This is a genomic window from Streptomyces sp. NPDC059850, from assembly GCF_042731515.1.
In the GTDB taxonomy this organism is placed as follows: domain Bacteria; phylum Actinomycetota; class Actinomycetes; order Streptomycetales; family Streptomycetaceae; genus Streptomyces.
This window is the reverse complement of record NZ_JBHWJI010000006.1, coordinates 43,207-60,837: the sequence shown is the minus strand read 5'-3', so window position 1 is coordinate 60,837 and position 17,631 is coordinate 43,207. Positions and strand designations below refer to the sequence as shown.

Genomic DNA, 17,631 nt, shown 5'->3' with positions numbered 1-17,631 from the left:
CGGTCGCCGCTGATCCGCGCGGAGGAGCTGGCCCGTACGGCGATCTGCCGTCCCCCGACCCGCACACCGCCCCCTAACTCGACGCGCTGCTAGGCCTGTTGGCCTCGGCGAAGGGCCGCGTCCAGACCGTCGCCATCGGCCACAGCCGTGATACGGCCTCCCGCGCCGCCGCCGAGGCCTTCGCGGCCGCGTGGCAGGCGCGCGACGGAAGGGTCCTGGCCACGGTGGACTGGCCGGAGAGCGCCGCGTCCTGGCTGCGGCCCGCGCGCCGTCTGACCGCCGGGGAGCCCGACGCCTGGGTAATGGCCGCCGCCCCGCTCGGCTTCGTCCAGCTGGCGCGGCGACTGCGGCACTCCACCGACTGGGGCCCGGCCCGCACGGTCGCCTTCGCCGCCCTCAGGGACTCCCGCCTCCCCGCCCTGACCGGGCCGGACACGCTGCACGGGCTGCGCGGCGCCACCGCCGAGGGCGGCACCTGGGCCGTGCGGGACCGCTGGGTGACGTCCTACCCGCCGGTCGGCCCGAGCGCGCTCCGGGTCGAGCAGCTGCCGCTTGCGCTCGACGCCGCCCGCATAACCGGACAGCGCCCCGCCCGCGCCGATGAGGCGAGCGCGGTGCCGCCGGGGGGCAGTGGCCGACGCCTCGCCCACCAGCAGCAGTTCGCCGAGCGGGCTGTCGAGGGTCGTGTAGACCGTCATGGGTCGGTCCTCCCGGTCAGCGCGCGGACGTGAGCGGCAGCGTGGGCCATGCGACCCCGGTGAGATCGGGCAGTACGAGGTCGGCACCGGCGAGCGCGTCCGCCGGGTGCGTCGTGGTGACCGCGACGCAGCGCAGCCCGGCGGCGCGGGCGGCCGCGATGCCCGCAGGGGCGTCCTCGAAGGCGATCGCGTCGGCCGGGGCCACGCCCAGCGCCGCGCATCCCGCCGTGAAGCCCTCGGGGTCCGGCTTGCCCCGGCGCACGTCCTCGGCGGTGATGAACGCCGCGAACAGACCGGCGCCGCCGACCAGTTCCAGCAGCTCTCCCGCGTGGTCCCGCAGCCCCGAGGTGACGACCGCCATGGGGACGCCCTCCGCGTGCAGGGACTTCACCAGGGCCTCGGCGCCCGGCACGGCGTACGGAGCCGGGCTGTCCGGCCCGGTGAGATAGCCGACGGCCTCCTCGAACAGCTCGTCGACCGTCCCGCCGGGGAACCGGTGCACATGGTCGGCCAGCGCCTCCTTGCCACGGCGCCCCACGAAGGTCGCCAGGAGGGTGTCGTCGACCGGCAGCCCATGGGCCCGGAACAGCCGGGTCCACGCCGCCCGGCTCCGGTGCTCGGTGGCCACCAGGGTGCCGTCGAGGTCGAAGAGCGCCGCAGTTGAGTTCATGTCCGTTCAAACCTTTCCGAGTAACTGTGCCGAGGGCTCCGGCGGATCAGGACGGTCGCGACGACGCTCACGAAGGCGCCGGTAAGCGAGGGCGACCGCAGGCCATCGGCGAACGAGTCGAGGACGGGGAAGGAGTACGGGTCGCCCGGATGCTCCCCGGACATGAGGCCGAGCGCGAGCGCGGCGTCCTCGACGGTGCGGGCCACCGGGGCGCAGCGGCCCATGGCGTCGCGCCAGCGGTAGGCGTTGGGCCGGGCCGTTCCACGCACGGCGCCGTGTCCGTCGGCACGTCGTCGGCGAACACCCGCGAGCCGCGCATCATCGGCACCCCCGCGATCGGGGCGAGGTCGGCGACGGCGACCGGCACGCCGAGCAGCGGCCCCGGCTCCTCGCCCGCCACGAGGGCGCGCTCGGCCCGTCCGGCGGCGGCAGCGCAGATGAGCGCCGCGAGCGTGGTCGCCGTCGTCGATGCGAGATCCTCCATGAGCCGTGTCTCCTTCCGTCCGGGGCCGCCGACCGCCTCTCGGCATGAAGAACACCGGGCCGGGGCATGCGGTTGCGCAACGCAACCGATCCGGGGCGGGAGGTGTTCTACCGGGTGATGGATGAAACAAACGAGCGGCTCACCGAGCAGTTGGCAGCGGATCTCGACGCGGGATTCACCGAACTCGTCCGGGTCCACCTCGGTGTGGTGCACGCGTTTCTCCATCGGGTGTCGGGCTCCGCCGCCGAGGCGGAGGACCTGGGGCAGGACACCTTTCTGCGGGCCTACACAGCTCTGGAGGGATATTCGGCGCAGCGCAGGCGCGAACTGCGGGTCAGATCATGGCTCATGGCGATCGCGATGAACGTCTGGCGCAACCACGTGCGGAGCAGATCGCGCCGCCCCTCGGTGGCGGCGCGGATCGAGGAGTCCTGTCTGCCCCTGGCGGACGACTCCCCGGGGCCGGAGGAGCGGACCGCGCTCGCCGAGGACCGCTCCCGGCTGACGGCCGCGCTCGGCCGGTTACCCGAGCTGTACCGGGTGCCGGTGGTCCTGCGGCATATCGCCTGTCTGAGCTACCAGGAGGTGGCCGAGGCCCAGGGAACCCCCGTGGGCACGGTGAAGGCGCAGGTGTCACGGGGTCTGAAGATGCTACGGGCCGAGCTGGAACCGCAGGTGCGGGAAGCGGAGGAGGTGAGACCATGAACGACGAACGAGGCGGTGCGGATTCCCTGCGCGACGACGCCGATGGCCTGGCCACCCGGCTGACCGGGCTTGCCGGGCCACCGTCGGCCGGGCACGCGGTCAGGATCCTGAGAGCCGTCGGCATTCCGGCGCGGCACTACGACGTTTACGTGCGCGCCGACGGCCCCGTGGGGCCGCTGTACGTCTCCTGCGACGAGCACAGGGCGATCACCGGCTCAGCCCTCGCGGCCGCGGTGGGCGGGCCGGAGTCCTTCGAGGCGGCGTACCACGCGCGGGTGGGGCGCCCGGTGTTCCCCGTCCGTACGTCCCCGCCCGGCATGTCCTCCGCGCTGCGCACCGGGCGCACCGGGAAGCTCCCGTTCGCCCTGACCGGGCTGACCGACGCGGAACAGGCGCTGCTCGGTGCCGTCCGCTCGATCCCGCCGGGGCAGCTGCGCCCGGCCTCCTGGGTCTCGGCCCGGGCCGGGGTGGCGGCCCCGGAGGAGACGGTGGTGGCGCTGCTGGCGCGCAACCCCGCGCCCGTGCTCGTCCCGTGCCACCGCGTGGAGGTGCGGCGTGGCGCGCCCGAGGGCGCCCCGGGGCCGTACCCGCCGGAGGTGGGCCTGGCGTTGCGCGTCGCGGAGGGGGTCGACGTGGAGCGGGTGAGCCGGTTCGCCGAGCGGCAGGTCCGGTATCTGGGCAGCGATACGACGCGTATCTACTGCCATCCGACCTGTGCGCAGGCGCGCCGGATCATCCCGGTCCACCAGGTCCCGTTCCGCTCGGCGGGCGAGGCCGTCGCCTCCGGCTACCGAGGCTGCAAGAGCTGCCTGCCCGAGGCGGTCTGACCGCGCCCGCCCCGATCACGCGCCGCCCCACCCGGTGCAGGGCCTCGGAGCTGACGGGGTGCGGCGGTACCCACCGTAGGAAAGTGGCCGGGCCGCCGGAGGAGTGGGCGCGTCAGCCGGGGCGGCCCGGTTCGGCGACGGCGTGCCGGGGGCCGTCGTCCCGCAGGGCCTCCGCCGGGGCGGCGCCGACCTGGCGGGTGGCCCGCAGCTCGGCCCCCGCCGAGGTCAGCGCCAGCACCGCGAAGACGGCCGTGACCGTGGTGAACGCCCGCATGGCGTCGTCCGCCCCCGGGTGCGGGGCGAGACCGGAGTAGAGGGTGCCGAAGACGGCGACGCCGACGGTGCCCGCGAGCTGGGCGTTGGTGCTGATCACACCGCTGAGGTCGGTCGCGTACCGCCGCTCCACCGCGCTCGTCAGATGGCTGATGAGCGCATGGGAGCTGACGCCGAGTCCGAGCCCGCCGAGACCCAGCAGCACCAGCAGCAGCGCTCCGTCCTCATGGCCCAGGGCCACCGACGTACTCACGGCGGCGTACCCGAGGGCGAGGAGCAGGCACCCGACCGCGGCCATGAACCGCTGCGCACGCCGGGGAAGTCGGGGCAGCACCGGTCCGGCGATGCCGAAGGCGGCCACCCACGCGACCATGGCGAGCCCGGCCTGGGCCGGGCTCTGACCGAGACCGTGCTGAAGGTACAGCGCCAGGACGAACAGCAGGGCCAGATAGGTGAGCGTGGTCAGCCCGTGCGCGATCAGGGCCCAGCGGACCGGGGCCCGGCCCACCACGTCGAGGCGCACCAGGGGGCGGCCGCCCGCGGCTCCCAGCCGCCGTTCGACGACCACGAACCAGACGAACGCGGGCACGCTCGCGACCAGGCTCAGCCAGCTCCACACCGGCCAGCCCTGGTCGCGTCCGAACACCAGCGGGACGATGGCGAGCGACACGGCGGTGGACAGCGCGCACACCCCGTGCAGATCCAGCGTCTGACGCCGCGTCACCGCGTCGGGCGGCAGCGCGCGCAGCCCGGCCAGCAGGAGGACGACGCCGATCGGCACGTTGATCAGGAAGACCGGGCGCCAGCCGGTGCCGAGGATGTCCGCCGAGACCAGCAGCCCGCCCAGGACCTGACCGACGATCGCGCCGCCGGACAGGGCCAGCGTGTAATACCCGATGGCCCGGACCCTGGCCTGGCCGGTGAAGTGCAGCTGAATCCCGCTCAGCACCTGCGGGACCATCAGCGCGGACGAGGCCCCCTGGCACAGCCGGGACACGATGAGCGTGACCGGCTCGGGCGCGATGCCGCACGCCAGGGAGGTGACGACGAACCCCAGCAGGCCGAGCAGGAAGATGCGCCGGTGCCCGTGGGTGTCGCCCAGCCGGGCGCCGGTCACCAGCAGCACGGCGTACGCCAGGATGTAGCCGGAGACGACCAGGTCCACCTGGGCCGCGGAGGCGTGGAGGTCGGCCTGGATCGAGGGAGCCGCGATGTTCACGATCGCGGTGTCGATGTTGGCCATGAACTGACCCACCAGGAGCACCGTCAGCAATGCCGCCCGGCCCGCCCGGCCCGCGGACTCGCTCCCCATCCCGTCGTCTCCCTCCGTCGCCTGCCGCCGATGCGCCCATCGGAGCCTTCAGCCCATCGGAGCCTTCATCGGAGCCTTCCGAAGGGATAACACCGCGGCCGCGCCACGGGTTGCACCGACGGCGCCCGGAGTTCACCGCGCCGGGGTGACGGTGGTCGCGGTGCGCCGGAACTCGCTGGGGTTGGCGCCCCGGACCCGTTTGAACGCCGCGCTGAAGCCGAACGGGTCGGAGTAGCCCACGGTGCGGGCGATGTCCGCGACGGTCGCGGCCCGCCGCTCGACCAGCAGGTCCGCCGCGAGCGTCATGCGCCAGTGGGTGAGGTAGGTCAGCGGCGGTTCGCCGACCAGGTCGGCGAACCGCTTGGCCATCGTCGAGCGCGACACACCGGTGCGCTCGGCCAGCGCGGCGACCGTCCACGGCGCCGCCGGTTCGGCGTGCAGCAGGCGCAGCGCGTGGCCGACCACCGGATCCCGCTGCGCGGCCCACCAGGCCGGGGGCGCGCCGCCGGGCCGGTCGAACCATTCGCGCAGCGTGCAGACCAGCATCCAGTCCAGCAGCCGGTCGAGGACGACCTGCTGCCCCGGTGTGTCGACGGCGACTTCGGCGGCGAGGTGGTCCAGTACGGGGTCGGCCGTGCCCCCGGCGTCCACGCGCAGTACGACGGGCAGCGCGTCCAGCAGTCGGCGGCTGATCTCGCCGCGCACCGGATAGGCGCCGACGATCAGGGTGGTCGCACCGGGGCCGTCGACGGCGTCGCCGTCGTCGTTCCAGCCGAGCCGGTGGCGGGTCCCGCCCTGTTCGGGGGTCGCGCAGTGCTCGCCACACGCGATCGGTTCGGCCCGGGTGCCGACCTCGTCGACGAAGGTGAACGTGGCGGGGCCGCGTACGACGACCGTCTCGTGGGCGCGCAGCGGCTCGGGCGGGCCGTGCTCCGGCACGATCCAGCCCGCCCCGGTGAGGACGGCGCACAGGGTCAGCGGCGCGCCGTCCACGAAGTGCAGCGCCCAGGGCGGGGACAGGGTCGAGCTGCCGAACAACGAGCCGTGGGCCCGCACTCCACGGATCAGGTCACTGAAGGCGTCCACCTCGGCGAGTCTAGACGGTTTGGACGAACGGTTTGGACGAACGCACAGGCAATCCGGCCTCTCACCTATGGGATCGTCCGGATCGGCCGTGTTCAATCGAGGTCATGAGCAACGACGCCATGAACGACGCCTTGAGCAAGGACAACGACACCACTCTCGTCCTCGGCGCGACCGGCAAGACCGGGCGCCGGATCATCCCCCGGCTGCGGCTGCGCGGCACGCCGGTACGGGCCGCCTCCCGGTCGAGCGAAACCCGGTTCGACTGGGCCGACACCGACAGCTGGGACACGGCCCTGCGGGGTGTCGGAGCCGTCTACGTGGTGGCCCCGCAGGTGCCGGGTCCGGTGCACGAGTTCGTGGCGCGGGCCGAGGCCGCCGGGGTGCGGCGGCTGGTGCTGCTCTCCGGGCACGGCGCCGACACCTGGGGCGACTCCCCGTTCGGGCTGGACATGCGCTCGGCCGAGGACGCCGTGCGGGGCTCGGCGCTGGAGTGGACCGTCCTGCGCCCGTCGAACTTCGCGCAGAACTTCGACGAGGACGTCTTCCGGGCGCCGCTGCTCGCCGGGGAGCTGGCGCTCCCGGCCGGTGCGGTCCCCGAGCCGTTCATCGACATCGACGACGTCGCCGACGCGGCGGCCACGGTGCTCACCGAGCCCGGGCGGCACGCCGGACGGATCTACGAGCTGACCGGACCGCGTGCGATCACCTTCGGTGAGGCCGTCGAGCTGATCTCCCGGGCGTCCGGGCAGCCCATCGCCTACCGGCGGATCTCCCCCGACGACTACGCGGCGACGCTGGTCAAGGAGGGTTTGAGCGAGGACGACGCCCACCACGTCGCCGAGATGTTCGTGATGATGGAACGCGGGCTGATCGCCGGGACGACGGATGACCTCGCCACTCTGCTGGGGCGGGCTCCCCGGACCTTCGAGGACTACGTCGTGCGGGTGGCGGCGGCGGGCGCCTGGCGGCGCTGACCGCCCTGCTCACCACCCGAGCGGTCCAGGTGGTCCGGGATGAGCGTGCGCAGCAGGTCCGCCACCAGCGCGGCGGCGTCCGAGAGGGGCTGCACCTCGGGGGTGCACAGGGACATGGCGGTGCGCACCCGGCCGTCGGCGAACCGGTAGGCGCGTATCTCGTCGGGGGCGAAGTGGGTCCTGGCCGCGCTGAGCGGCAGCACCGTGGCGCCGAGGCCGCTCACCACCGCGTCCCGCAGCACCATGCCCGTCTCGACCTCCGCGACGACCGAGCAGTGCAGCCCGGCGGCGTGGAAGGCGGCGTCGGTGATCCGCCGGACGGTGTGCAGTTCGTTCGGCAGGATGAACCCCAGTCGGCTCGCCTCCTTGAGCGTGACGGTGTCACCGCGGCTCGCGACGGTCGGGATCTTCGCGCTGGTGATCAGGTGGAAGTCCTCCTCCAGGACCTGCTGGACCGCCAGCCCCTTCACATAGCCGGGGTCGTAGATCAGCGCCATGTCCACCTGACCGAGCAGCACCGCCTGGCTCATGACCACCGTCAGGTTCTGGATCAGCTGGAGGTGGATGTTCGGGTACCGCTCGCGCACCATCCGCAGCAGCGGCACGGCCAGGCCCGGCGCCATGCTGTACGAGGCCAGGCCGACGGTCACCAGCCCGGCCGGGGTGTCGCCGCCCGCGTGCAGATCGATCCGCGCGGCCTGCTCCAGCCGGAGGATGCCCTGCGCGTAGCGGTAGAGGGAGCGCCCGGACGGGGTGACCTCCACACCCCGTCCGGTGCGTTCGAGCAGGCGGGTCTTGACGTCGTGCTCCAGCGCCGAGATGTGCTGGCTGAGCGCCGATTGCGTGATGTGCAGCGAGTCCGCGGCCCTGGTGATGCTGCCGATGTCCACGACCCGGACGAAGTAGGCGAGCCTGCGGGTGTCCATCGCGCTCCTCCTCGCCGGTCGCCGGTCGATGCGGTGAACCTACCCTCCGTGGCCGGTCCGGGGAACGGGTGTGCGGGTCGCCCGCGAGATCACCTCGTAGACAGCCGCGTGGTCCGCTCTCACTCCTCGACGACCAGGCCCTTGGCCTTCAGCTTCTCCACGAGGCCGTGCACCTCGATCAGCGTCGCGTCGCCGCGCCGGTGCCGCGCCCGGATCCCGGCCTCGTGGTCCTCGCGCTCCTGGCAAAGCCGTACGACGTCTTCCGCCTCCAGCGGGTCGACCACGACAATGCCGTCCGCGTCGCCGCGCAGGATGTCGCCGGGCCGGACGATCTGCCCGCCGATGGAGATCGGGCGGTTCACCGGGCCCAGGGTCTCCTTGACCGTGCCCTCGATGCAGACCGAGCCGGAGAACACGGGAAAGCCCAGTTTCCGCAGATCCGCGCTGTCGCGCACACCGGAGTCGGTGACGAACGCGGCCAGCCCCTTGCTCTGGCACGCGGTGGCGAGCACATCCCCGAAGGAGCCCGCCTGCGCGAACTCCGAACCGGCGACGATCACGACGTCACCGGGCTGTGCGTACGAGATCGCGACCTGGACCATGATGTTGTCGCCCGCCTGCGCGTCGACCGTGAAGGCGGGGCCGCAGAACGACATGGCGGGGTCGACGGGCTTCAGCCGGTGTGCCAGCGCGCCCTTGCGGCCCTGCGCCTCGTGGATGGTGGCAGCGGAGAACTGGCCGAGCGCGGCCACCACATCGGCGGACGGTCGCTCGATCTTGGTACGGACGTGAATCATGGCGGGCTTCCCTTCGTTCGGGGCTTCGTTCGGGGCTTCGTTCGGTGGGGTCACTTCTCGGGGTCTGCGGACATCCGCAGCACCGTCTTGGACGACCGGGACGAGTCCGCCGCGCAGCCGAAGGCCTCCGTGGCGTCGTCGATGCCGAACTCATGGCTGAGCACCGCGTCGAGCGACGGGTCGGCGGCGAGGACGGCGATCGCGGTGTCGAGTTCGGTGTCGAAGCGCTGCGAGCCGTACAGGGCGATCTCCTTGGCGATGACCGCCGACATGGCCACCGGCACCGGTTCGCTCGGCAGCATGCCGAGCTGGAGCACGGCGCCACCAGGGCGCACCGCGCGCAGCGCGGTGGCGAGCGAGGGCACGGCGCCCGCCGCCTCGACCACCACGTCGAACGCGGACTCCGGGACGGCACCGCCCCGGGACAGGTTCACGGTCTCCCCCGCGCCGACCGCCGCCGCGACCGTGAGCGGGAAGTCCTGGAGGTCGGCGGCGACGATCTCGGCGGCGCCCGCGTGGCGGAGTCCGGCGATGGCGAGGGCGCCGATCGGGCCCGCGCCGCTGACCAGCGCCCGCGCGCCGCGTACCCGCTCGCCGAGCCGCGCCACCCCGTGCAGGGCGACGGACAGGGGTTCGGCGAGCACGGCCCGGCGCAGCGGGAGCCCGTCGGGCAGCGGCCGCAGCTGCCCGGGCAGCACCTCCAGCAGCTCGACGAACCCGCCCTGGGTGTGCGGCTGGGTCGAGGCACTGCCGAAGTACGTGCCGCCGGGGCGCAGATGGAGACCGGTGGCGCCGGTGGCATCGGGCGGCGCGCAGGGCGTGGCCGGGTGGAGCGCGACGCGGGTGCCGACGGCCGGTGCGTCGTCCCGTACGTCCCGGCCATGCCCCTCGATGACGCCGACCACCTCGTGGCCGAGCACCAGCGGCTCGGTGACGGCGTACGGCCCGTTGCGGCCGTCCGCCGCGTAGTGGAGGTCCGAGCCGCAGATGCCTCCGTACACGATGCGGACGGCGACCCGGTCCGGCGCCACCTGGAGGTCGGGCAGGGTGTCCACGCGCAGGTCCTTCGGTCCGTGGACGACGACGGCCTTCATGTCGGCCACTCCTTTCGTTGGGGCGGATTCAGCGCGTTCAGCGGCCGAGGTAGCCGCCGTCGACGGGGATCACCGTTCCGTGGATGAACCGGGCGGCGTCGGACGCGAGGAAGAGCGCGGCCCCGGCGATGTCCTGCGCCGTGCCCCACCTCCCGGCCGGGATGCGTTCGAGGATCTGGCGGTTGCGGGTCTCGTCGGCGACGAGCGCGGTGTTCATCTCGGTGGCGATGAACCCCGGCGCGATCGCGTTGACCCGTACGCCCTTCGGCGCCCATTCATTGGCCACCGACTTGGTGAACTGCCCGACGGCGCCCTTGGACGCGGCGTACGCGGAGGCCGTGAACCCGCCGGTGAAGGAGAGCATCGACGCCAGGTTGACGATCACCCCTGCCCCGCGTTCGAGCATCGGGCGGCCGAACAGCTGCGTCAGCTCGACGACCGTCCGGACGTTGAGCTGCTGCACCCGGTCCCAGCTGTCGAGGGGGAAGTCCTCCACGGGGTGGCGGAGGTTGAGCCCCGCGTTGTTGACCAGGATGTCGACCCGGTGGTCCCGCAACACCTCGGCCGCGACGGTCCGTACCCGCGCCGGGTCGCCGAGATCCGCCACCACCGGTACGTACTTTCCCTCGTGCGAGGCGGTCTCGCGGCGGTGGATGCCCACCACGGTGGCGCCGTTTCGCAAGTAGAGGTCGGCGATGGCGTGCCCGATGCCGCTGCTGGCACCGGTGACCACGGCGGTCTTGCCGGTCAGGTCGGCGGTGAACGGAACGTCGTTGTCCACGGTGATGTCCTCTGTGGTGGCCTGTGTGGTGGCCTCGTCGTGTGTCATGCGATGTGCGATCCGCCGTTGACGTCGTAGGTGACGCCCGTGAGATAGCCCGCGTGCTCGCCCAGCAGGAAGGCGATGACCGCCGCCACATCGCGTACGGTGCCGATCCGCCCCACGGGCAGCTCCTGGAGCAGCACCGCCTTGCGTTCGTCGGACAGGCGGCCGCCCATGATGTCGGTGTCGATGGAGCCGGGCGCCACGGAGTTGGCGGTGATGCCGTACGGGCCCAGCTCCCGGGCGAGCGTGCGGGCGAAGCCCAGCAGCGCCGCCTTCGAGGCCGAGTACGCGGCGCGCCCGTACACACCGCCGCCGCGCTCGGCCGAGGCGGACGAGACGTTCACGATGCGGCCGAGCCGGTGCCCGGCCATGATCTGCGCCGCGGCGTGGGTGACGTGGAAGGTGCCGTTGAGGTTGACGTCGATCACCCGGTGCCATTCGGCCTCCGAGACCTCCAGGAACGGTACGGGCGAACTCACCCCGGCGTTGTTGACGAGGCCGACGAGTTGCGGCAGCGCCTCGTCCACCCGGTCCACGGCCGCCCGGACCGCGCCCCGGTCGCGGATGTCCACGCCGATCCCCAGGCAGGGCACACCGTGTTCGTCCTGGAGCCGGGTGGCGAGGTCCTGGCAGGCGTTCTCGTCCAGGTCGAACACGGCGACCGACCAGCCTTCGGCCGCGAGCCAGCGGGCGGTGGCCCGGCCGATCCCTCGCTCGGAGGCGGCTCCGGTGACGATCGCGGTGCGTTCAGACGGGAATGTCACGGTTCTCCTGCCATACGGTAGACAAAGCGGGCGGTCAGGGTGTGCGGGGCAGGACGCGCCGGAGGTACGCGGCGTTGGTGGCGCCCACGCTCAGGCCGTCGCCGCCGTAGTGCTCGACCACGAACGCCCCGCCGAACCCGTGGGCGATCGCGTACCGGACGGCGGCGCGGTAGTTCACGATGCCGAGTTCGAGCGAGGCCGGGTGGGTGAGGACGGTGCCGGTGGCGGGGTCCTCCAGGCGCGCGTAGTTCTTGATGTGCCAGTAGTTGGTGCGTGGCGCGGTGACCGACACCAGGTACTCCCAGGAGTCGACCGGCCGTTGCTGCCGGATGAGGTTGCCGAGGTCGGGGTTGAGCCCCACCGCGTGGTGTCCGATGTCGTCGAGGAAGCGGATCGCCTCGTCAGCGCTGCCCAGGTACGTGTCCTCGTACAGTTCCAGGGACAGTTCGACGCCGATGTCGGCGGCGTGGTCGCCGAGTTCCCGGAACCGGCGTACGGCCAGCTCGCGCACCTCGGGATCGCCCGGTGCCGCGTCCCCCGGCACGGTCCAGAACCACAGCGCCCGCTGCTGCTCCGGGGTCAGGGTGTCGTGGAGGCCGAGGCACACGATGTCCGCGCCGAGGGCGGCGGCCGCGTCGATGGTCCGGTGTGAGAAGGCGAGGTTGCGCTCTCCCCGCTCCGGATGGATGACGCTCTGCCGGACCACGCCCACGCCGGGCACCGCGAGCCCGGCGTCGGCCAGGACCTCGCCGAGCGCCGTCAGCCGGGCCCGGTCCAGATCGCCCAACGGCAGCCAGGCGGTGGACAGTTCCAGGTGGGTGAACCCCTCGTCCACGACGGGCTGCAGGAGGCGGCGCCACTCGTCGGGATCCAGCTTCTCCACCGGAGTGCCGTCCGCCGCGTGCGGCGGGAACTGGAGCATGGCGGCGGCGATCGGCCACGCCTCGGGCGTGTGCGGCGCGGGGAGTTCGGGCGGAACCACCAGGGACGGCCGCTCGGTGTGCACGGCGGACACCGGGGATACGGCGAGCCTAGCCAATGCGGAGACCTCCGTTGATGTTGTAGGTGGCGCCGGTGATGTATCCGGCCTCCTCGCCGAAGAGGAACTCGATCAGCGCGGCGACATCACGGGGCGTGCCGAGCCGCCCGACCGGCAGCTGTGCCAGGAACGCGGGCTTGCGGTCGTCCGTGATCCGGCCGCCCATGATGTCGGTGTCGATGGTGGCCGGTGCCACCACGTTGACCGTCACTCCGTGCGCGGCCACTTCGAGGGCGAGCGCGCGGCTGAACGCCTCCATCGCGCCCTTGGACGCGGCATAGGTGGACTTGCTGTACGTACCGCCACCGTTCTGCATCGCCGTCGACCCGAGGCTCACCACCCGGCCGTAGCCGCGCTCCACCATGCCGGGCACGACCCGCTTGCTCACCACGAAGGTGCCGGTGGCGTTGATCCGCATGACGCGTTCCCAGGTGGCCAGGTCCGTGTCCAGGAAGGACACCGGTGAGCTGACGCCCGCGATATTGGCCAGGGCGGCGACGGGCGGCAGGTCCGTCTCGAACGTGGCGACGGCGGCGTCCACGGAGGCGGGGTCGGCGATGTCCGCGACCACACCGGCCGCCGCGACGCCGTGCTCGGCGCCCAGCGCGGCGGCCACCTTCTCGACCTCCGCGTCGACGTCGAGCAGGCCGAGGCTCCAGCCCGCGGCGGCCAGCCGCGCCGCCAGCGCGCGGCCGATGCCGCGCTCCGAGGCCGCGCCGGTGATGACCGCCGTGCCGGGCACCGCCGTGCCGCGATGTCCAGGGTCGTCCGTCATGTGCTGTCCCTCTCGTCGTCGTGTTCGGTGCGATGGGCCCAAGTGCCGTGCGGAAAAGGGCCGTTGACCGTCTCGTCGGGCCGCTCGCCGCGGCTCACCGCGATCAGCGATGCCATCACGCTCGCCGAGACGGCGGCGGTGTAGTGGTCCGTCCAGCAGAGGGAGTGCGGGGCGAGGGTGACGTTGTCCAGCGCGGTCAGCGGGCTGTCCGCCTTCAGCGGCTCCTCGGTGAACACGTCCAGGCCCGCCCCGGCCAGCCGTCCGTCCGACAGCCGCGCGGTGAGCGCCCCCTCGTCGACCACCACGCCACGCGAGACATTGATCAGCCGGGCGGTCGGCCGCATCAGCGAGAGTTCGCGTTCGCCGATGAGATGCCGCGTACCGGGGTTGGCGGCGACGGTGACCACGACGTAGTCGCTCTCCGCCAACACGCCGTCCAGGGAACGGAGTTCGACCCCGGCCTCGGCCGCCTCGCGGCTGCGGTCGCTCCGGTTGTACGCCAGCACCCGCAGCCCCTGCGCACGGACCCGGTGCGCGGCCTCCAGGCCGATGCCGCCGAGCCCGACGATGCCCACCGTCGCGCCGGTCAGCCCCGGGCCGCGCCACACCCCGCGCTCCGCCCACCGCCCCTCCCGTACCAGGCGGTCCTTGACCACGAGGTGGTGCGAGAGCGCGTACAGCAGCGCGATCACGGAATCGGCCACCGGCCTTCGTACGGCGGCGCCCGTGTTGGTCACCAGCACCCCGCGCCGGGCGCAGGCCCCGGTGTCCACGGCGTCGAACCCGGCGCCGAACCGCGCGACGTGGCGCAGCCGCCCGTTGCCCGGTATCGACGCGGCCGATACCCGCTCATGGCCCAGGACGAGGACCGCGTCCGCCTCTTCGAGCTGGTCGGGCCGCAGCTCCTCGACCTCCTCGGCCAGCACCCGCCACGCCAGCCCTGCATCGGTCAGCCGGGAGAGTCCGATGTCGCCAAAGACGGTCGTCCCGTCCGGCTCGGCATAGCCCCGGGTGACCACGACCTGGTACGCCACGTTGTCACCCGTTTCCCTGAGATCCGGTGGCGGTGGCGAGGCCGTCGATCGACTCGATGTCCACCGGGGCGAGTGTCAGGTCGACGGCGCACAGGTTCTGCTCCATCCGGTCCCGGTGTGCGGACTTCACGGTCACGGCCACCTGGTGGTGCAGGTTCCAGGCCAGGACGACATCGCGCGCCGAACGGCCGTACCGCCGCGCGATATCGGCGAGCACGGGCGCGTCGAGGTCGGTGCTGCGCAGCGGGCTGTGCGCGCTGAGCACCACGCCACGGCGGCGCAGCGCTTCGGCGAAGTCCGGGTCGTAGTCGCCGGGGCCCCACTGCACCTGGTTGACGGCGGGATACACCCCGGTGGCCTCGTGCAGGGCGTCGATCAGCTCGATGGAGTAATTGCTGACGCCGATGGCCCGTACGAGCCCCTCGTCGCGGGCGCGGATGAACTCGCGCCAGCTGGTGACGCCCGGGAAGCCGCCCGGTGGCCAGTGGATCAGCCAGAGGTCGACGTAGTCGCAGCCGAGCGCGGTGAGGCTCTGCTCCAGCGTCAGCCGTTCCCGGCCGACCTGGTCGGGCGGCATCTTGGTGGTCACGAACAGGTCGGACCGGGGCGTGGCGGACGCCGTGAGGGCCGCGCCGACGGCCGCTTCGTTGCGGTAGCGGGTGGCGGTGTCGACGAGCCGGTAGCCGACCGAGAGCGCGGTCAGCACGGCCTCGGTGGCCTGGTCGCCGCGCATCGGGTGGGTTCCGAAGCCGAGCAGGGGCATGACGCGGCCGCCCGCGTCGGCCGTGGGGATCATCCCGCCCGCTCCGGGCTGGAGGGTCGTATCCATGACTGTTCTCCTCGTTCGGTGGTGGCGGGCCGGTGGCTCAGTACAGTTCGACCAGCCGCAGCGGTGTCCGCGCCTGTGGCTCCGCTCCCGAGGCGGTCACGACGACGGTCTCCGCCAGCTCGACCGCGCCACCGCCCGGCACCGCGACCTTGGTCCGCACGCCGAGCACCATGCCGGGCTGGGCGGCCACCGTGCTGTCGCGGGGCAGCGGTGGCGCCGCCGCGCCGCCGCGCAGTGTGACGATGCGGCACGCCGAGGTGTGCCCGGCGGCCTCGCGGTCGAACGCCTCGTAGCCCGTGCGGAGCGGATCGCCGGGCCGCAGCGCGGCCAGCAGCGAGGCCGTCGCGGCGCCGCAGCTGTCCCCGGCGGCGCGCAGCGGGCCGTCCGGCTTGCCGAGTACGGCGCTCGCGGCGGCGTATCCGGCGACGCCTTCCAGCAGGGGGTGCAGGACGTAGCGGACCGGTGTCCCGGTGATCAGCCGGGCGGTGCCGGGGTCGTGGCCTCGGACGGTCACCAGGTCCGTTCCGGCCGCCCGGTCGTCCGTACCGCCACCGCCACCCCCGCCGTCACCGCCGTACGGGTCGTACCAGCCGAGCAGGCCACCGGCCCGGCGGATCGAGCGGTCGACGTTGCCGGACAGCTCCCGTACGTCCATGCCGACACACAGGTGGTCCATGACCGCGGTGTAGCCGACGGCGGCGAGGTCGGCGGCCGCGGCGAACCCGGGCAGTTCGCCGGGCTCGCAGCTCGCCAGCTCGGCGAAGAGCAGGTCGGCGGCGGGGCGCAGCCGTATCCCCGTGGCGTCGGCCTGCCCGGACACCTCCCACGGCGGGGCGGCGTCGACGCCGACCGCGCCGTGTGCCACCCCGCCCGCGTTCAGCGCGGCGGTGAGGTCGCCGTCCGCCACGCTCACCACCGTGCCGTCGGTGGTGAGCAGGACGGCGGCCGCGTCGGCGAGGCCGGGAGCCGACCCGAGGACGTGGCGGCGCCCTCCGGGCGAGGTCAGCAGCAGGGCCGTGAGGCCCGCCTTGTCCATCTGTTCGCGGAGCCGGTCCAGCCCGGCTCCGGCCTGGCTCGTGGCCGCTGTCGCCACGGGACCACCGTCCTCTCGGATGTCTACGGGTGGGGGTCAGCGCTTGAGGGGTTCGAAGGCCGTCTCGCGGATGCGCAGCGCGGCGATCCCGGCGACGGCGGAGGTGAGGACGAGGTAGCAGGCCGGGATCCAGGTGCTGCCGGTCGCGACGATGAGCGCGGAGACCAGCAGCGGGGCGGCGCCGCCGAAGATCGCGGTGCCGATGTTGTAGCCGAAGCCGTAGGCCACGGTGCGGATGCGGGTGGGGAACAGCTCGGCGAGCGTCACCTGCATCACGCCGTTGGTTCCGGCGAAACACAGGGCCATCAGGACCGCGCCGACCGTCGCCACGGCGAAGGAGCCCTGCGTCAGCAGCCAGTAACACGGGAAGCCGATCACGACCATGCCGAACGCCGAGATGGAGAGCATCTTCTTGCGGCCCACCCGGTCGGAGAGGCGCCCGGCGTAGAGCACGGCGAATGTGCCGACGGCCAGCATGATGCCCGTGACGAGCAGGCCCTCCAGGGCGGAGAAGTGCATGTCGTTCTTCATGAACGACGGCATGAAGATGAACAGGATGAAGTAGCCGGAGCTGTTGAACAGCGGCAGCACGACCGTCATCGCCATCGCGCGGATGTTCTCGCGGGAGGAGAAGGCCTCGCGGAGCGGGCTGCGGGTCACCCGGCCCTCCTCCTCGGCCTCGGCGAACTCGGGCGACTCGTCGGCCAGCCGTCGCACGATCAGGCCCACCAGGCCGAGCGGCAGGGCGAGCAGGAACGGCAGCCGCCAGCCCCACGACTCCATGGCCGAGGTGGAGAGCACGGCGGTGAGCAGGGCGGTGAACATGGTGCCGAGCAGCATCGCGACGAACGTGGCGGCGTTGGCGTACGCGACCACCTGCCCCCGGCGCCCCTCCCCGGCGTGTTCGGCGAGGAACGAGTTGCCGTTGCCGACCTCGCCGCCCATCGCGAACCCCTGCACAAAGCGCAGCAGCACCAGCATGATCGGCGCCCAGGCGCCCGCCACGGCGTAGCTCGGCAGCAGGCCGACCAAGCCGGTGGACAGGCTCATCAGGACGATGAGCACCAGCAGGACCCGCTTGCGGCCGATCCGGTCGCCCCAGGACCCGGCGACGGCCGCGCCCAGCGGGCGGAAGAAGAACGGGATGGCGAAGGCCAGGAACGTCAGCAGGACGCTGGTGGCGGGGGCGTCGCTGGGGAAGAACACGACGGCGAGCGTCCCGGCCACGAAACCGTAGACGGCGTTGTCGTACAGCTCGACGAAGACACCGATGAGACCACCGAAGATCGATGCTCTCGTCGCCTTCGTCGCTTTCGTCTTCGGAGCCGGGGGCAGCTGCCCGACCGGCGGGGCTTCGGAGACCTTGCTGTTCACGGGGGCTACCTTTCTCATGGGTGACGCCTTGGCCACCGGAAGGAAATTTAC

At 72.8% G+C, this 17,631-nt stretch carries 19 protein-coding genes and 1 pseudogene; 4 read left to right on the top strand and 16 right to left on the bottom strand.

Annotated features, from left to right (window positions below):
• The first annotated feature begins 98 nt into the window (after window positions 1–98).
• A complete protein-coding gene (locus tag ACFV9T_RS06895; protein ID WP_385437204.1) occupies window positions 99–731 on the top strand; it encodes a hypothetical protein in 633 nt (210 codons plus the stop codon).
• Here the strand turns inward: ACFV9T_RS06895 and ACFV9T_RS06890 are convergent.
• The 3 genes and pseudogenes from ACFV9T_RS06890 to ACFV9T_RS06880 form a co-directional block, all read right to left on the bottom strand.
• Window positions 715–1,368: an HAD family hydrolase gene (locus tag ACFV9T_RS06890; protein ID WP_385437203.1), complete on the bottom strand. Its 654-nt coding sequence runs from the start codon at window positions 1,366–1,368 to the stop codon at window positions 715–717. The two genes, ACFV9T_RS06895 and ACFV9T_RS06890, sit on opposite strands and share 17 nt — an antisense overlap.
• The gene (locus ACFV9T_RS06885; protein ID WP_385437425.1) at window positions 1,365–1,637 is read right to left on the bottom strand and encodes a hypothetical protein; all 273 of its coding nucleotides are present in this window, start codon (window positions 1,635–1,637) and stop codon (window positions 1,365–1,367) included. Before ACFV9T_RS06885 ends, ACFV9T_RS06890 begins: the two co-directional genes overlap by 4 nt.
• A gap of 47 nt (window positions 1,638–1,684) precedes the next feature.
• Window positions 1,685–1,852, bottom strand: a pseudogene (locus tag ACFV9T_RS06880) (Asp-tRNA(Asn)/Glu-tRNA(Gln) amidotransferase GatCAB subunit A); the annotation flags it as partial.
• A 117-nt stretch (window positions 1,853–1,969) separates the two neighbouring features.
• Here ACFV9T_RS06880 and ACFV9T_RS06875 point away from each other — a divergent pair.
• Together ACFV9T_RS06875 and ACFV9T_RS06870 are read left to right on the top strand one after the other, a co-directional pair.
• Window positions 1,970–2,557, top strand: a complete 588-nt coding sequence (locus ACFV9T_RS06875; protein WP_385437201.1) for an RNA polymerase sigma factor — start codon at window positions 1,970–1,972, stop codon at window positions 2,555–2,557.
• Window positions 2,554–3,384, top strand: coding sequence for an Ada metal-binding domain-containing protein (locus tag ACFV9T_RS06870; RefSeq protein ID WP_385437199.1), 831 nt, complete (start codon window positions 2,554–2,556; stop codon window positions 3,382–3,384). Before ACFV9T_RS06875 ends, ACFV9T_RS06870 begins: the two co-directional genes overlap by 4 nt.
• Before the next feature lie 112 nt (window positions 3,385–3,496).
• Here ACFV9T_RS06870 and ACFV9T_RS06865 read toward each other — a convergent pair whose 3' ends face one another.
• Window positions 3,497–4,969 (bottom strand): MFS transporter, encoded by a 1,473-nt coding sequence (locus ACFV9T_RS06865; protein WP_385437197.1) that lies wholly within the window; start codon window positions 4,967–4,969, stop codon window positions 3,497–3,499.
• Between the two features lie 132 nt (window positions 4,970–5,101).
• A complete protein-coding gene (locus ACFV9T_RS06860; RefSeq protein WP_385437196.1) occupies window positions 5,102–6,055 on the bottom strand; it encodes a cupin domain-containing protein in 954 nt (317 codons plus the stop codon).
• A gap of 104 nt (window positions 6,056–6,159) precedes the next feature.
• On the opposite strand from ACFV9T_RS06860, the gene ACFV9T_RS06855 reads away from it, so the two are divergent.
• Window positions 6,160–7,029, top strand: a complete 870-nt coding sequence (locus tag ACFV9T_RS06855; protein ID WP_385437195.1) for an NAD(P)H-binding protein — start codon at window positions 6,160–6,162, stop codon at window positions 7,027–7,029.
• Here ACFV9T_RS06855 and ACFV9T_RS06850 read toward each other — a convergent pair.
• The 11 genes from ACFV9T_RS06850 to ACFV9T_RS06800 form a co-directional block, all read right to left on the bottom strand.
• Window positions 6,987–7,955: a LysR substrate-binding domain-containing protein gene (locus ACFV9T_RS06850; protein WP_385437194.1), complete on the bottom strand. Its 969-nt coding sequence runs from the start codon at window positions 7,953–7,955 to the stop codon at window positions 6,987–6,989. The genes ACFV9T_RS06855 and ACFV9T_RS06850 overlap by 43 nt on opposite strands.
• 119 nt (window positions 7,956–8,074) lie before the next feature.
• Window positions 8,075–8,752, bottom strand: coding sequence for a 4-carboxy-4-hydroxy-2-oxoadipate aldolase/oxaloacetate decarboxylase (locus ACFV9T_RS06845; RefSeq protein WP_385437193.1), 678 nt, complete (start codon window positions 8,750–8,752; stop codon window positions 8,075–8,077).
• Window positions 8,753–8,802: 50 nt separating this feature from the next.
• A complete protein-coding gene (locus ACFV9T_RS06840) occupies window positions 8,803–9,846 on the bottom strand; it encodes an L-idonate 5-dehydrogenase (RefSeq protein WP_385437192.1) in 1,044 nt (347 codons plus the stop codon).
• Between the two features lie 37 nt (window positions 9,847–9,883).
• The gene (locus ACFV9T_RS06835) at window positions 9,884–10,675 is read right to left on the bottom strand and encodes an SDR family NAD(P)-dependent oxidoreductase (protein WP_385437191.1); all 792 of its coding nucleotides are present in this window, start codon (window positions 10,673–10,675) and stop codon (window positions 9,884–9,886) included.
• Window positions 10,672–11,436: an SDR family NAD(P)-dependent oxidoreductase gene (locus ACFV9T_RS06830; RefSeq protein ID WP_385437190.1), complete on the bottom strand. Its 765-nt coding sequence runs from the start codon at window positions 11,434–11,436 to the stop codon at window positions 10,672–10,674. The genes ACFV9T_RS06835 and ACFV9T_RS06830 overlap by 4 nt, the downstream gene beginning before the upstream one ends.
• A gap of 34 nt (window positions 11,437–11,470) precedes the next feature.
• Window positions 11,471–12,475, bottom strand: a complete 1,005-nt coding sequence (locus tag ACFV9T_RS06825; protein WP_385437189.1) for a sugar phosphate isomerase/epimerase family protein — start codon at window positions 12,473–12,475, stop codon at window positions 11,471–11,473.
• Window positions 12,468–13,250, bottom strand: a complete 783-nt coding sequence (locus tag ACFV9T_RS06820) for an SDR family NAD(P)-dependent oxidoreductase (RefSeq protein WP_385437188.1) — start codon at window positions 13,248–13,250, stop codon at window positions 12,468–12,470. Before ACFV9T_RS06820 ends, ACFV9T_RS06825 begins: the two co-directional genes overlap by 8 nt.
• The gene (locus ACFV9T_RS06815) at window positions 13,247–14,284 is read right to left on the bottom strand and encodes an NAD(P)-dependent oxidoreductase (RefSeq protein WP_385437186.1); all 1,038 of its coding nucleotides are present in this window, start codon (window positions 14,282–14,284) and stop codon (window positions 13,247–13,249) included. Before ACFV9T_RS06815 ends, ACFV9T_RS06820 begins: the two co-directional genes overlap by 4 nt.
• 4 nt (window positions 14,285–14,288) lie before the next feature.
• Complete coding sequence (locus tag ACFV9T_RS06810) at window positions 14,289–15,113, bottom strand: aldo/keto reductase (protein ID WP_385437184.1); 825 nt, start codon at window positions 15,111–15,113, stop codon at window positions 14,289–14,291.
• Window positions 15,114–15,150: 37 nt separating this feature from the next.
• A complete protein-coding gene (locus ACFV9T_RS06805) occupies window positions 15,151–16,206 on the bottom strand; it encodes a M24 family metallopeptidase (protein ID WP_385437182.1) in 1,056 nt (351 codons plus the stop codon).
• A gap of 36 nt (window positions 16,207–16,242) precedes the next feature.
• Window positions 16,243–17,580, bottom strand: a complete 1,338-nt coding sequence (locus ACFV9T_RS06800) for an MFS transporter (protein WP_385437180.1) — start codon at window positions 17,578–17,580, stop codon at window positions 16,243–16,245.
• Window positions 17,581–17,631: the final 51 nt, after the last annotated feature.